This window comes from Ancylobacter moscoviensis (genome assembly GCF_007559435.1).
Lineage (GTDB): Bacteria > Pseudomonadota > Alphaproteobacteria > Rhizobiales > Xanthobacteraceae > Ancylobacter > Ancylobacter moscoviensis.
Map to the genome: position 1 here is coordinate 270,037 of NZ_VMBP01000001.1, position 13,499 is coordinate 283,535.

At 70.2% G+C, this 13,499-nt stretch carries 13 protein-coding genes and 1 tRNA gene; 11 read left to right on the top strand and 3 right to left on the bottom strand.

The genetic code is table 11. The features are described from left to right. The first annotated feature begins 130 nt into the window (after positions 1-130). A complete protein-coding gene (locus FO470_RS01230; protein ID WP_246659435.1) occupies positions 131-1,198 on the top strand; it encodes a threonine aldolase family protein in 1,068 nt (355 codons plus the stop codon). 138 nt (positions 1,199-1,336) lie between these two features. On the opposite strand, the gene FO470_RS01235 is transcribed toward FO470_RS01230, so the two are convergent. Continuing rightward, positions 1,337-2,722 (bottom strand): aminotransferase-like domain-containing protein, encoded by a 1,386-nt coding sequence (locus FO470_RS01235; protein ID WP_144341109.1) that lies wholly within the window; start codon positions 2,720-2,722, stop codon positions 1,337-1,339. Between the two features lie 361 nt (positions 2,723-3,083). Here FO470_RS01235 and FO470_RS01240 point away from each other — a divergent pair, with 361 nt between their 5' ends. From FO470_RS01240 to FO470_RS01285, 10 genes are all read left to right on the top strand, one after another. Further along, positions 3,084-3,566: an MSMEG_0572/Sll0783 family nitrogen starvation response protein gene (locus FO470_RS01240; protein WP_013168483.1), complete on the top strand. Its 483-nt coding sequence runs from the start codon at positions 3,084-3,086 to the stop codon at positions 3,564-3,566. Positions 3,567-3,606: 40 nt separating this feature from the next. Beyond that, a complete protein-coding gene (locus FO470_RS01245; RefSeq protein WP_144341110.1) occupies positions 3,607-4,659 on the top strand; it encodes a Nit6803 family nitrilase in 1,053 nt (350 codons plus the stop codon). Further along, a complete protein-coding gene (locus tag FO470_RS01250; protein ID WP_144342005.1) occupies positions 4,577-5,704 on the top strand; it encodes an MSMEG_0568 family radical SAM protein in 1,128 nt (375 codons plus the stop codon). The genes FO470_RS01245 and FO470_RS01250 overlap by 83 nt, the downstream gene beginning before the upstream one ends. Beyond that, positions 5,701-6,258, top strand: coding sequence for an MSMEG_0567/Sll0786 family nitrogen starvation N-acetyltransferase (locus FO470_RS01255; protein ID WP_186291795.1), 558 nt, complete (start codon positions 5,701-5,703; stop codon positions 6,256-6,258). The genes FO470_RS01250 and FO470_RS01255 overlap by 4 nt, the downstream gene beginning before the upstream one ends. Position 6,259: 1 nt before the next feature. Next, entirely contained in the window at positions 6,260-7,264 is a 1,005-nt protein-coding gene (locus tag FO470_RS01260) for a sll0787 family AIR synthase-like protein (protein WP_144341111.1), read from the top strand. Next, complete coding sequence (locus FO470_RS01265) at positions 7,261-8,418, top strand: MSMEG_0565 family glycosyltransferase (protein ID WP_144341112.1); 1,158 nt, start codon at positions 7,261-7,263, stop codon at positions 8,416-8,418. The genes FO470_RS01260 and FO470_RS01265 overlap by 4 nt, the downstream gene beginning before the upstream one ends. A gap of 8 nt (positions 8,419-8,426) precedes the next feature. Further along, a complete protein-coding gene (locus FO470_RS01270) occupies positions 8,427-8,714 on the top strand; it encodes an MSMEG_0570 family nitrogen starvation response protein (RefSeq protein WP_144341113.1) in 288 nt (95 codons plus the stop codon). Positions 8,715-8,749: 35 nt separating this feature from the next. Next, positions 8,750-10,006, top strand: coding sequence for an MSMEG_0569 family flavin-dependent oxidoreductase (locus tag FO470_RS01275; protein ID WP_144341114.1), 1,257 nt, complete (start codon positions 8,750-8,752; stop codon positions 10,004-10,006). Further along, positions 10,003-10,890, top strand: a complete 888-nt coding sequence (locus FO470_RS01280) for a Pnap_2097 family protein (protein ID WP_144341115.1) — start codon at positions 10,003-10,005, stop codon at positions 10,888-10,890. Before FO470_RS01275 ends, FO470_RS01280 begins: the two co-directional genes overlap by 4 nt. Before the next feature lie 151 nt (positions 10,891-11,041). Next, positions 11,042-11,116, top strand: a tRNA-Gly gene (locus tag FO470_RS01285). Positions 11,117-11,541: 425 nt separating this feature from the next. Here the strand turns inward: FO470_RS01285 and acuI are convergent. Together acuI and FO470_RS01295 are read right to left on the bottom strand one after the other, a co-directional pair. Beyond that, a complete protein-coding gene (gene acuI / locus FO470_RS01290) occupies positions 11,542-12,528 on the bottom strand; it encodes an acrylyl-CoA reductase (NADPH) (RefSeq protein WP_144341116.1) in 987 nt (328 codons plus the stop codon). 14 nt (positions 12,529-12,542) lie between these two features. Continuing rightward, on the bottom strand, positions 12,543-13,436 hold the full coding sequence (locus tag FO470_RS01295; RefSeq protein ID WP_144341117.1) for an amidohydrolase family protein: 894 nt from the start codon (positions 13,434-13,436) through the stop codon (positions 12,543-12,545). Positions 13,437-13,499: the final 63 nt, after the last annotated feature.

Below are 13,499 nucleotides of genomic sequence, written 5' to 3' on the forward strand. Positions count from 1 at the left end.
CCTGCCTCTCGCATGCGATTGCGGTGGGATGTGGGGCCGTTTCGCCGTAAAGCAGGGCACAGAACCCCGGCCCTTCCATGCCGTCCTCCGTGCCGCCCTCCATGCCGCGCCCACTCCGACAGGATTTCCCGTGACCGACGCTCCCCTTCCCCGTTCACCGGCTCCCCGTTCGCCGGGCTTCGGCAGCGACAATGTTGCCGGCGTCTCGCCCGCCATCCTCGCCGCGCTGGCCGCCGCCAATGACGATTCGATGCCCTCCTACGGCACGGACGACCTCTCGGCCCGCGTCGAGGCACGGCTTTCCGCCCTGTTCGAGCGCGAGGTCGCGGTGTTCCTCGTGTCCACCGGCACGGCGGCCAACGCGCTGGCGCTCGGCGCGCTCACCCCGCCCTGGGGCGCGGTGCTCTGCCATGCCGAGAGCCATATCGAGAACGACGAGTGCGGGGCGCCGGAATTCTTCACCGGCGGGGCCAAGCTCGTCCATGTGGCGGGCGAGGCGGCGAAGATCGACCCGGACGCGCTGGCCGAGGCCGCCGGGCACAACCGGGGCGACGTGCACTGCGTGCAGCCGGCCGCCGTCTCCATCACCCAGGCGACCGAACTCGGCACGCTCTACGGCGTGGAGCAGCTGCGTGCCATCGGCGCGGTCTGCCGCGCGGCGGGGCTGAAGCTGCACATGGACGGCTCGCGCTTCGCCAATGCGGTGGCGGCGCTCGGCGTCTCGCCGGCGGAGCTGACCTGGAAGGCCGGCGTGGACGCGCTGTCCTTCGGCGCCACCAAGAACGGCGCCATGGGCGTGGAAGCCATCGTGCTGTTCGACCGCGCGAAGGCGGACGAGCTCGCCTTCCGCCGCAAGCGCGGCGGGCACCTGACCTCCAAGATGCGCTTCCTCGCCGCCCAGATGGACGCCTATCTCGACGGCGACCTCTGGCTCGCCAATGCCCGGCAGGCCAATGCGATGGCGGCGCGCCTCGGCGCGGGCCTCGCCGCCCTGCCGGGCGTCGCGCTGCAGGCGCCGGCCGAGGCGAACATGCTGTTCGTGCGCCTGCCGCAGAAGATGATCGACGGCCTGCTGGCGCAGGGCTTCCGCTTCTACACCGACCGCTGGGGCGCGGGCGTGGTGCGCCTCGTCACCTCCTTCGCCACCACGGCGGAGGATGTCGACCGGCTGCTGGAGGCGGCGGGGAAGCTGGGCTGAGCCGAGCACGTGGCTCGGGGCCGGCCGGCGGCCGGCCTCTCCCCCAACGAGGGATCGCCGGATGGCTTTTGTGCCCAGCGGACAAGGCGTGGAGGACCGGGCCGAGCCCGGCCATGACGGTGTTCGGAGGCGGAACGCTCACACCACGGACGACACCGCCTCGGGCGACTGGGTGAGGGCGTGGGCCATGAAATCCAGCGCCGAGCGGATCTGCGACCGGGTCGCCGGCCCGCCGAGGCAGACGCGCACCGCCTCGGTCGGCGTGCCGCCGGCCGCGAAGACGTCGCTGGCGACGACGCCGATGCCGGTGGTGCGCATGTGGCCGACGAAGGCCGAGCGCGTCCACGGCTCCGGCAGCTCGATCCAGAGATTGAAGGCCAGCGGATCGGCGCGGAAGCTGCCCGGCGGCAGGATATCGGCGGCGAGCGCCTGACGGGCCTGCGCCTCCGCGCGGATGAAGCGCAGCAGCGTGTCGGCGGTGCCGTCCTCGATCCAGCGGGTGGCGAGCGCCGTGGTGAGCGGCGAGGCCATCACGTTGGCGGTGCGCAGGGCGCTGGCGAAGGGATAGCCCGAGCGCGCATCCGGCACCACGACATAGGCGGCGCGCAGCCCGGCGCCGATGCATTTGGCCAGCCCGGCGATGTGCCAGGTGAGGTCCGGCGCGATGGCGGCGAGCGGCGCCGGGCCATGGGCGGGGATGAAGCCATAGGCGTCGTCCTCGACGATGGGCACGCCGAAGCGCCGGGCGACCTGGGCGATGGCGGTGCGCCGCGCCTCGGGGATGGTCAGCGTGGTCGGATTCTGCAGCGTCGGGTTGATGTAGAGCGCCTTGGGCGCGTGCTCGGCGCAGGCTTTGGCGAAGGCGTCGGGATCGATGCCGTCGCGGTCCATCGGCAGGCCGACCAGCCGGAGCCCGAGCTGGGCGGCGATGGCGCGCGCGCCGGGATAGGTGATGGCCTCGCACAGGATGGTGTCGCCGGGCTTCGCCAGCAGGCCGAGAATGCCGAGCAGCGCGGGATGGGCGCCCGGCGTGACGAAGACGCGCTCCTGCGCCGGCACCAGCGCGCGCCGCCCGAGCCAGGCGGAGGCGGCGTCCTTGTCGGCCGCGGTGCCGCCGAAGCCCTGATAGCGCAGCAGGTTGACGAGATCGCGGGCGACCTCGGCGAGGCCGTCCTGCATGCGCTCGATGAGCGCGGGATCGTCCGGCTCCGGCGGCAGGTTCATCGACAGGTCGACCGTGCCGGGGCGCGCCGGGGCGGCGGCGCGCGGCCTGGGGCGCGGCGCGCCGGTGACGAAGGTGCCCTGCCCGACGCGCGATTCCACCAGGCCGCGCTTCTGCGCCTCCACATAGCCGCGCGCCACGGTGGTGAAGTCGATGTCCAGCCGGCCGGCGAGCTTGCGCTGCGGCGGCAGGCGATCGCCGACGGCGAGGCGGCCGGCGCGGATGTCCTCGGCGATCAGGTCGGCAATGGCGAGGTAGCGCGGCTTGTCGGAACGGGAGAGATCGGGAACCCAGTCGGCCATGGTCGTCACGCGAGGTTGTCGGGCGCCGGGGCGGCGCCGAATCCGTCATAGCATAATTGACTGTATAATGTTGCAGAGGTGGCCTGTCACCTCTGGTCCACAACTTGCTGCGTAAGGGGTGTTACGCACCGCCTTTCGTCGCATGCGCATGAAGTGGGCATTTTCCCGCCTTTTCCTTAAGCTCCCGCATGGGTTTTGATCAGCTCGCCCCGAAGCCGGGAGATCTGATTGAATGTATTATTGAATGTAAATTGAATGTTTTGATGATTCTTTTTGCATTCTGTCAATTGGCACATTGATTGCAATTCCCTCTGGCGCAAGCCGGCAGCACCGCCGGCGCCTGCCAGTCAAGGAGAGCGACATGGCCACCATCACCGTGCCGGCCCACCAGAAGGGCGACGTGCTCGTCGACTACGAGGACAAGAAGTTCGAGGACGTGAAGGCCGCCCCCGGCGAGAAGGCGCTCGTCACCTTCCACACCGTCGCCTTCGAGGGCTCGATCGGCCTGGTGAACCTCCTGCAGGCCTCGCGGCTGATCCAGAAGGGCTTCGAGACCTCGGTGCTGCTCTACGGACCCGGCGTGACGCTCGGCGTGCAGCGCGGCTTCCCCAAGCTCGGCGACGAGGCCTTCCCCGGCCATCTCAACTTCAACGGCCGCATCGAGAAGATCATCAATGACGGCGGCAAGGTCTATGCCTGCCGCTTCGCCCTGCAGGCGCTCTACGGCCATGGCGAGGGCGCGCTGATCCCCGGCGTCATCCCGATCTCGCCGCTCGACGTGCTCGACATCGTGCTCGTCCACCGCCGCGACAACGCCTTCATGCTCCACACGTGGACGCTGTGACCCGGACGCTGTAGGCGCCGAACCGCTCAGGGAGGCCGCGATGGCCGAGAAGCGTATCGTGAGGGTGGGCGCGGTGCAGATCGCGCCCGACCTCGACAGCCTGGAGGGCACGCTCACCCGCGTGCTCGCCGCGCTGGACGAGGCGGCGGGGAAGGGCGCGCAGCTCGTGGTGTTCCCCGAGACCTTCGTGCCCTGGTACCCCTATTTCTCCTTCGTGCTCCCGCCGGTGCTGACCGGGGCGGAACATCTGCGGCTCTACGACAACGCGGTCATCGTCCCCGGGCCGGTGACGGAGGCCGTCGGCGCCGCCGCCCGCCGGCTCGGCGTGGTGGTCGTGCTCGGGGTGAACGAGCGCGACCACGGCTCGCTCTACAACACCCAGCTCATCTTCGACGCCGATGGCAGCCTCAAGCTCAAGCGCCGCAAGATCACCCCGACCTTCCACGAGCGGATGATCTGGGGCCAGGGCGACGGCGCGGGGCTGAAGGCGGTCGACACGGCGGTCGGCAAGGTCGGCGCGCTGGCCTGCTGGGAGCACTACAACCCGCTCGCCCGCTACGCGCTGATGGCGCAGCACGAGGAGATCCACGTCGCGCAGTTCCCCGGATCGCTGGTGGGACCGATCTTCGCCGAGCAGATCGAGGTGACGATCCGCCACCACGCGCTGGAATCGGGCTGCTTCGTGGTCAATGCCACCGGCTGGCTCACCGACGAGCAGATCGCCCGCATCGCGCCGGAGGAGAAGCTGCGCAAGGCGCTGACCGGCGGCTGCATGACGGCGATCGTCTCGCCCGAGGGCAGCCATGTAGTGCCACCGCTGACCTCCGGCGAGGGCATCCTCATCGCCGATCTCGACATGGGCCTCATCACCAAGCGCAAGCGGATGATGGATTCGGTCGGCCATTACGCCCGGCCGGAGCTGCTCAGCCTCAACCTCGACAACCGGCCCGCCGTGCCCGTGCACGCCGGCGCTTTCCCCGTCCAGACAGGGAGTGCTTCCGATGAAACCGATGGACCCGGCGACCAATCTCGCGCCGATGCCGACGGAGCACCTGATCAACGAGTTGCAGTCCTACGGGGTGCGGCTCGTTGATCCCAAGGCCGGAGCGGAGAGCCGGCGCGGCGGCGCCGGTCCTTCCGATCACAAGGCGCTGACCCTCGACGGCATGACGGTGATGGTGCCGGTGCACACCGCCCCGGCCTTCGACAGCCCGTACCTCGTCGAGAAGCCCGACGCCTACGGGCGAAGCCGCATCAGCCGCGACGGGCTGGTGATCGGCGAGGTGTCCTTCCCGCTGCAGCCGAAATTCTATGGGCTCTCCACGGCGGACGGCATTCCCTATTCCAAGATCGCCGTGCTGCACGGGCGCGACGTGCTGGCGACCACGGTGCTGCAGACCTGCATCCGCTACCAGAGCCGCACCAAGACCTGCCAGTTCTGCGCCATCGGCCAGTCGCTGGCGGCGGGACGCACCATCGAGCGCAAGACCCCGGCGCAGCTCGCCGAAGTCGCCAAGGCCGCCGTGGAGCTGGACGGCGTGAAGCACATGGTGATGACCACCGGCACGCCGCCGGGCAAGGACCGGGGTGCCGCCATCCTCACCGAGAGCGCGCAAGCGGTGAAGGCGGCGGTGGACCTGCCCATCCAGGTGCAGTGCGAGCCGCCGGACGATGACGCTTGGTTCGACCGCATGCACGCGGCAGGCGCCGATGCGCTCGGCATGCATCTGGAGGCCGTCACCGAGGAGGTGCGCGCCCGCATCATGCCCGGCAAGGCGCAGGTCTCGGTGGAGCACTATTTCGAAGCCTTCGAGGCCGCCGTGCCGGTGTTCGGGCGCGGGCAGGTCTCCACCTATATCCTCGCCGGGCTCGGCGATACGCGCGAGGACATCCTTTCCGTCTGCGACCGGCTGACCCGCATCGGTGTCTATCCCTTCGTCGTGCCCTTCGTGCCGATCTCCGGCACGCCGCTGGAAAGCCACAAGACGCCCTCGCCCGCCTTCATGAATTCCATCCTCGGCCCGCTCTCCGGCATGCTGCTGGCGACCGGGCTGAAGGCGATCGAGGTGAAGGCCGGCTGCGCCAAATGCGGCGCCTGCTCGGCGCTCTCCACCTATGAGCGGAGGGCCTGCTCGTGATCTTCGAGCCCTTCCGTCCCTTCATCGCAGCCGACTTTCAGGTGAAGTTCGCCACCGTGACGTGGGAGCGGCGCTGCGCCGCGCATCTGCGCCGGCAGGTGTTCTGCGAGGAGCAGGGCCTGTTCGACGGCGACGACCGCGACGCCATCGACGAGGCCGCCATCCCCATCGTCGCCGTCTCCATGCTCGGGCTGGTGGCGGACGACGTGGTCGGCACGGTGCGCATCCACGAGGCCGAGCCGGGCGTGTGGTGGGGCTCGCGCCTCGCCGTGGCGGCGGATTATCGGAAAGTGGGCGCGCTCGGCGCGGCGCTGATCAGGCTCGCCGTCTCCTCCGCCCATGCGCGCGGCTGTACCCGCTTCCTCGCCCATGTGCAGGCGCAGAACGGCCTGCTGTTCCGCCGGCTGCACTGGTCCATCGTCGAGGAGAAGGAGCTGCACGGCCGCCCGCATTACCTGATGCAGGCGGACCTCGCGCATTACCCGCCGATCCTCGACGCCGAGACCGGCTTCCACGCCCTCGCGCGCAATAGTTTGCCCCGGAAGGCGGCATGAGATGAGCACGCTCGCCCTCACCCCCATCGCTTTCGAGGCCGTCGCGGCGGCGCTGCGCGCTTCCAAGGGCATGGCGGCCAAGGCCGATATCGGGATCGCCGCCGCGCGGCTCGGATTGAGCGGGGCGGACGCGGTGGCGGTCGGCGACGACTGCGCGGCGATCCCCGACGGCGACGGCTTCCTGCTGCTCGCCATCGAGGGCTTCATGAACGGCTTCGTCGCCGGCGACCCATGGTTCGCCGGCTGGTGCGGGGTGATGGTCAACCTCTCCGACATCGCCGCCATGGGCGGGCGGCCGGTCGCCGTGGTCGACGCAGTCTGGGCGGCCGGCGAGGCGGAGGCCGCGCCGGTGCTGGACGGGCTGCGCGCCGCCTCGCAGCGCTTCGGCGTGCCGGTGGTCGGCGGCCACACCAACCTCGACACCGACCGGGGCCAGCTTTCCGTCGCCGTGCTCGGGCGGGCATCGAAGCTGCTCACCAGCTTCGACGCCCGGCCCGGCGAGACGCTGATCGCCGCCATCGACCTGCGCGGACGCTACCGCGAGCCCTTCTCCAACTGGGAGGCGGCGCTGGAGGCCCCGGCCGAGCGCCTGCGCGGCGACCTCGAACTCCTGCCCGTCATCGCCGAGAGCGGCCTCTCCCGCGCCGCCAAGGACATCAGTCAGGGCGGGCTCGTCGGCACGGCCGCCATGCTGGCGGAATGCTCCGGCGTCGGCATCGAGATCGATCTGTCGCGCGTGCCGGCGCCGGAAGGCGTCGATCCCGCGCGCTGGCTGATGAGCTTTCCGAGCTATGGCTACCTGCTCTCCGCCGCCGCGAATGATGTGCCGGCCATCCTGTCGCTGTTCAAGGGGCGCGGCATCGCCGCATCCGCCATCGGCGCGGTGACGGCGGACCGGCGCGTCACCGTGACGAACGGCGCCGCGCGGGAAACCATCTGGGACTTCGCGCAGCGCGCCCTGCTCGGCTGCGGGCCTGTCGCCGCCACGGCGGAGGACGCCGCATGAGCCGTTCGCTGCGCATCGCCCTCCTCGCCCATTCCACCAATCCGCGCGGCGGCGTGGCGCACGCGCTGGAACTGGGCGACGCGCTCACCCGGCTCGGCCACGAGGCGGTGGTGCACGCGCCCGACCCGAAAGGCGCCGGCTTCTTCCGCCCGAGCCTGTGCCGGACGGTGAGCGTGGCGGCCTCGACGGTGGGCGCCGATGTCGCCGAGATGGTGCGCATCCGCGCCGGCGATTATGTCAGCCATTTCGAGGATCCGGCGAACCGGGGCTTCGACATCTTCCACGCGCAGGACGGCATTTCCGGCAACGCGCTGGCGACGCTGAAGCAGCGCGGCTTCATCCCAGGCTTCGCGCGCACCGTCCACCATGTCGACGCCTTCCGCGACCCCGCGCTGGCCGAGCTCCAGCGCCGCGCCATCGTGAGCGCCGACCGGCATTTCGTCGTCAGCCGTCTCTGGCAGGGGCTGCTGGCGGAGATGTTCGGGCTTCCGGCGGTCCTCGTCGGCAACGGCGTCGACACCCGGCGCTTCTCGCCCCTGACCGACGGGCGCGAGCCGCCGCTCGCCGCCCGGCTCGGCCTCGGCGCCGGGCCCATCGTGCTCGCCGTCGGCGGGGTGGAGGAGCGCAAGAACACGCGGCGCCTGCTCGACGCCTTCGTCCAGCTCCGGGCGATGCACCCGCGCGCCCAGCTCGTCATCGCCGGCGGCGCCTCGGTGCTCGACCACCACGCCTATCGCGCGGATTTCGAGGCGGCGCTCGCCACTTCCGGCCTGCCGGCCGACGCGGTGATCCGCACCGGCCCGCTGGCGCAGGACGACATGCCCGCCCTCTACAGGCTGGCCGACGTGCTGGCCTTCGCCTCGGTGAAGGAGGGTTTCGGCCTGGTGGCGCTGGAGGCGATGGCCTGCGGCGTGCCGGCGGTGGTGTCGGCCATCGCGCCCTTCACCGAGCATATCGGCGAGGAGGAGGCGGTCTGGTGCGATCCGCTCAGCGCCGGCTCCATCGCCAACGCGCTGATGCTGGCGCTGAAGCCCGAGACGCGCCGGCGCCTCGCCGCCCTCGGCCCCCCCGCCGCCGCCCGCCACGACTGGGCGACGACCGCCCGGGCGCACCTGCCCACCTATGAAAGCCTCGCGGAGCCCGCCCATGCGTGAGACGCCCCATGCCTGAGATGCGCTTCACCATCCGCTGGCCCGACGGCACGGCCGAGAGCTGCTATTCGCCCTCACTGGTCATCCGGGATTATTTCGCTCCCGGTACGAGCTATCCGCTCGCGGACTTCCTGGAGAAGAGCCGCGAGGCGCTGACCGTCGCCAGCCAGCGCGTCGAGGCCCGCTACGGCTTCCCCTGCTCGCGCGCCCTGGGCCAGCTCGCCCGCATCGAGGCGGGCGCACGCACCTTCTCAGCCTTTCCCGATCCCCGCGTCACCGTCGAGGCCTTCGACGCGTGAAGCCTTCGACGCGTGACGCCCTGGAGATTCCTGTGATGAACGAGAACCGCATCGAGCACTACCCGGTGGTCATCGTCGGCGGCGGTCAGGCCGGCCTGTCGACGAGCCATCACCTGCGCGCGCAGGGCATCGACCATCTGGTGCTGGAGAAGCACAAGGCGATGCATGCGTGGGCGACCCAGCGCTGGGACAATTTCTGCCTGGTGACGCCGAACTGGCAGTGCGACCTGCCGGGGCATCCCTATCAGGGCGACAACCCCGACGGCTTCATGAAGAAGGACGAGATCCTCGCCTATCTCGCCGGCTTCCGCGCCAGGGTCGATCCGCCGATCCGCGAGGGCGTCACCGTCCGCCGGGTGAGCGCGCGCGCCGGGGGCGGCTTCCATGTCTCGACCACCTCGGGCGAGGTGAGCGCCGACAATGTGGTGGTCGCCTCCGGCGGCTATCACGAGCCGATCGTGCCGCGCATGGCCGAGCGCCTGCCGGGCGCCGTCGCGCAGATCCATTCCGCCGAGTACCGCAACGCCGGGCAGCTCCCCGCGGGCGCGGTGCTGGTGGTGGGCTCGGGCCAGTCCGGCGCGCAGATCGCCGAGGACCTGCACCTCGCCGGGCGCAAGGTGTTCCTGGCGGTGGGCAACGCCCCGCGCTGCGCCCGCTTCTACCGCGGCCGCGACGTCGTCGCCTGGCTCGCCGACATGGGCTATTACGACATGCCGGTGGAGGAGCACCCCCTGCGCGAGGGCGTGCGCGACAACACCAACCACTATGTGACCGGCCGCGACGGCGGGCGCGACATCGACCTGAGGAAGTTCGCCGCCGAGGGCATGGAGCTCTACGGCGCGCTGCGCGACTATGACGGCGGGCGGCTGGTGTTCGACACCAATCTGCGCGCGGCGCTGGACGACGCCGACCGCACCTATAACGGCATCAACGCCGCCATCGACACCCACATCGCCGCCCATAACGTCGCCGCGCCGCCGCCCTCGGTCTACGAACCGGTCTGGCAGCCGGCGGGCGAGCGGGAGACGCTGGACCTCGCCTCGTCCGGCATCGCCGCCATCGTCTGGTGCATCGGCTTCCGCCCGGATTTCCGCTGGCTCGACGCGCCCGTCTTCAACGGCGCCGGCCATCCCCAGCACCGGCGCGGGGTGACGGCGCGCGAAGGCGTCTATTTCATCGGCCTGCCCTGGCTGCACACCTGGGGCTCCGGCCGCTTCGGCAGCGTGGGGCGCGACGCCGAGCACATCGTCGCCCACATCGCCGCCCGCACGCTGAAGGAAAGCGCGGCATGAACGTGGCCGTCTCCCCCGACACGCTGCCCGGCGCCGACGCGGCGGCAGGGATCGCCACCGTCGAGACGGTGCGGCTCGGCATGCCGCATCTGGCGCTGGGCGGCCTGTCGGAGAGCTGGCTCATGAAGGATCTCGGCCACCGCCACTGGATGCTGCTGGCGCGCATGGCGGGACGGGCGGTGCCGGATTTCCGCGACGGCGACGGCGCGCCGGTCTACGCCGCCTTCTCGGCGCTGTCGGTGACCGGGGCGGACTTCGCGGCGCTCGGCGAGAACGACCTTCTCACCATCCGCTCCGGGATCGCGCGGGTCTCGCGCACCCAGTGCGCCAGCCGCCATGCGCTCAGCCGCGCCGGGCAGCCGGTGGGCGAGGTCGAGCTCGTCTCGGCCTTCGTGCGCCGGGCGAACGGCGGCGGCAATCATACCGTTGCCCGCGTGGCGCTGGACGGCTTCCCCCCGGCCGCCGCGCCGATGGCGGACGGCCTTGCCGGGCTGGCGGCGGAAATGCGCGCGGGCCGCCGCCGGGAGCATCTCGGCTTCGACCTCGCCGAACCCGCGACGGGCGGGGCCTTCGACATCGATCGATCCCTCGAGATCGACCCTTGCCCGGCGCAGGACTTCAACGGCGCCGGCTTTCTCTATTTCTCCAGCTTCGTCGCCTTCGTCGACCGGGCCGAATGGCATTTCGACAACCGCCGGGCCGCCCGCCCCACCACGCTGCGGCGCGACGTGTTCTTCCACGCCAATATCGACCCCGGCGAGCGGCTGCGGGTGCGCTGGCTGGCGGAGCGGCGCGACGGGGGAAGGCTCGCCCATCGCTGCCGGCTGGAACGCCTGGGCGACGGCGCGCGCCTCGCCGATGCCTTCACCCTGCGGGCCTTGTGAGGGAGAGGCGACCCGCTCGCCGACATGCGGACGGCCAATGTCATCCGGCTGTGAGAAATCGTACGAAAGCCCGTTGCATTCGCCGCGCGGCTGGGGCATAGAGACGGCCCGTTCGGGGCGGCAACCAATGCCGGATCGGACGACGGAGCGAGCGGGTGTAGCTCAGGGGTAGAGCACAACCTTGCCAAGGTTGGGGTCGTGGGTTCGAATCCCATCGCCCGCTCCAAAATTTCAAGCCTATCGATAGATTTGACGCAAGCCGCCAAAGGGCGGCTTTGTTGTTTCCGGCGTGGTGACCAGCAAGGCGGCTGTGCTCACCAACTCCCCGCCTGTGGATAACCGCCGTTTCCCCTCACGAAACGAAGGGCGTCACCTTCCGGCTGCGGATGATGCCCGCGCCATTCCGTGATCGCAGGGCCGCCGCCGCTCCGAGCGGTCAGCCATCGGGACGTCCCCGCCCGCACGGAGGGCACGGAAAGCCGTGTTCGCTTTGCGCTGAATCGGCGGCCGCTGGAGCCCTGCCGATCCCGAGGGGGAGGCCAAGGGGTCTTGCCTTGTTCACCGCATCGCCGCGCGATGGCGTGAGCCGACGGGCCCAGGCGGCCGACGCCGATGTTCCCACCAGGGCATAAGGGTCATGCGAAACGACGACTAACCACCTGCGAGCCTGACGGCGACACGCCCCCGGACCTTGCCATCCAGCAGGTCGGCGGCCATCGCGATCGCTTCATCGAGACGGATCTCCGTCGCGATCGCGTCGATCCCGGCGAGGGGCAGCTCCGTCGCGAGCCGCTGCCACGCCGCCGACCGCAGCGGCGCCGGGCAATACACGCTGTCCACGCCGGCGAGCGTGATGCCACGCAGGATGAAGGGGGCCACCGTGGCCGGCAAATCCATGCTACCGGCCAGACCGCAGGCGGCGACCGTACCGCCATAGCGCGTCTGTGCGCACGCATTGGCAAGCGTGGTGCCGCCGACGCTGTCGATCACACCGGCCCAGAGCTCCTTGCCCAGCGGACGACCCGGCGCCGCGAGCTCGACGCGGGGAATGATCCTCTTGGCGCCGATCCGCTCCAGATAGTCCGCCTCCTCCGGCCGTCCGGTGGAGGCGACAACGGTGTAGCCGCCGGCGGCCAGGAGCGAGATGGCAAAGCTGCCTACCCCGCCCGAGGCGCCGGTGACGAGAATCTCGCCCCCGTCCGGCTTCATCCCGTGCCGTTCGAGCGCCATCACGCACAGCATCGCCGTGAAGCCGGCCGTGCCGATGGACATGGCCTGCCGCATCGAGAAACGGGCCGGCAAGGGAACCAGCCATTCGCTCTTCACGCGAGCCCGCTCGGCGAGCCCGCCCCAATGGACCTCGCCGAGGCCGCAGCCGTTGACCAGCACCTTGTCACCAGGCGCGAAGCCCGGCGCAAGGCTGTGCGTCACCTCACCGGCCAGATCGATGCCCGGCACCATGGGGAATCGCCGGACAACCGGCCCGCGGCCGGTGATGGCGAGCGCATCCTTGTAGTTGAGGCTGGAATAGTCGACGGCCACCGTGACGTCGCCCTCCGGCAACGCGCTCTCATCCACCTCCGAGAGCCGGGCCTGGTACATGTCGTCGTCCTTGGTGACGAGTATGGCGCGAAACATCGGATGCTCCTCCCTCAGGCCCGAACGCGGTCATAGCGGAAGAGCTTCTCGGCATTCTCCCAGAGAAGCTTGCGGCGCGGCGCCTCGCGCAGCCCGAGCGCGTCCAGCTGGGGCAGCACCTCCTCATGGGTCAGCAACGGGAAGTCCGTTCCCCACACCACCTTGTCCTGCCCCCAGGAATTGATGAAGTGCACCATCTCCGGCTTCCAGTAGCGCGGCGCATAGGCCGTCGTGCCGAGAAAAACATTCGGATGCTTGGAGGCAAGGGCGATGGCCTCTTCCACCCACGGCCACCCGGTATGTGTGCAGACGATCTTGAGGTCGGGAAAATAAAGGGCGACGCGATCGAGGCGCACCGGCCGGCCGTTCTCGATCGGCATGAAATCGAGCGTATGGCCCATCGAGACCACGAGCGGCACGTCGAGCTCGACGCATTTCGCGTAGAAAGGAAAATAGAAGGCGTGCTCGGGGCCGAGGTCGAACCCGTGCGGATGGACATGGGCGCCCACGAAGCCCAGTTCGCGCACCGCGCGCTCCAGCTCCCGCACGCCTTTCAGCGCCGTGTGGGGATTGATGCCGAACAGGCCATAGGCGTAGCCGGGCGTCCGGCGGATCACCTCATGGACCTCGTCGGCCGTCACCGTCAGATAGGGATGCTGCTGGCGGTAGCTCCACGACGCGAAGGAGGCGATGTGGACGCGTCCTACGCCGACACGGTCGGCGTAGGACATGAACTGCTCGGGCGTAAATCCCTGCAGGTTGGCCGAACGTCCCAGGCTGTCGAAGACGCCTTGTTCCTCGTCATTGTCCCGGAAATGCGCCTTCATCGCCTCGGGCGTGTACAGATGGCCGAGTATGTCGATGGGCATGCCGGAACGGCTGTCGCCGGGAGACGGTCTGGAAGACATGGTCGATCTCTCTGGAACTTCCGGGACGAAGAAGGGGGGCGCGGAGATCACCGCGCCCCGGCT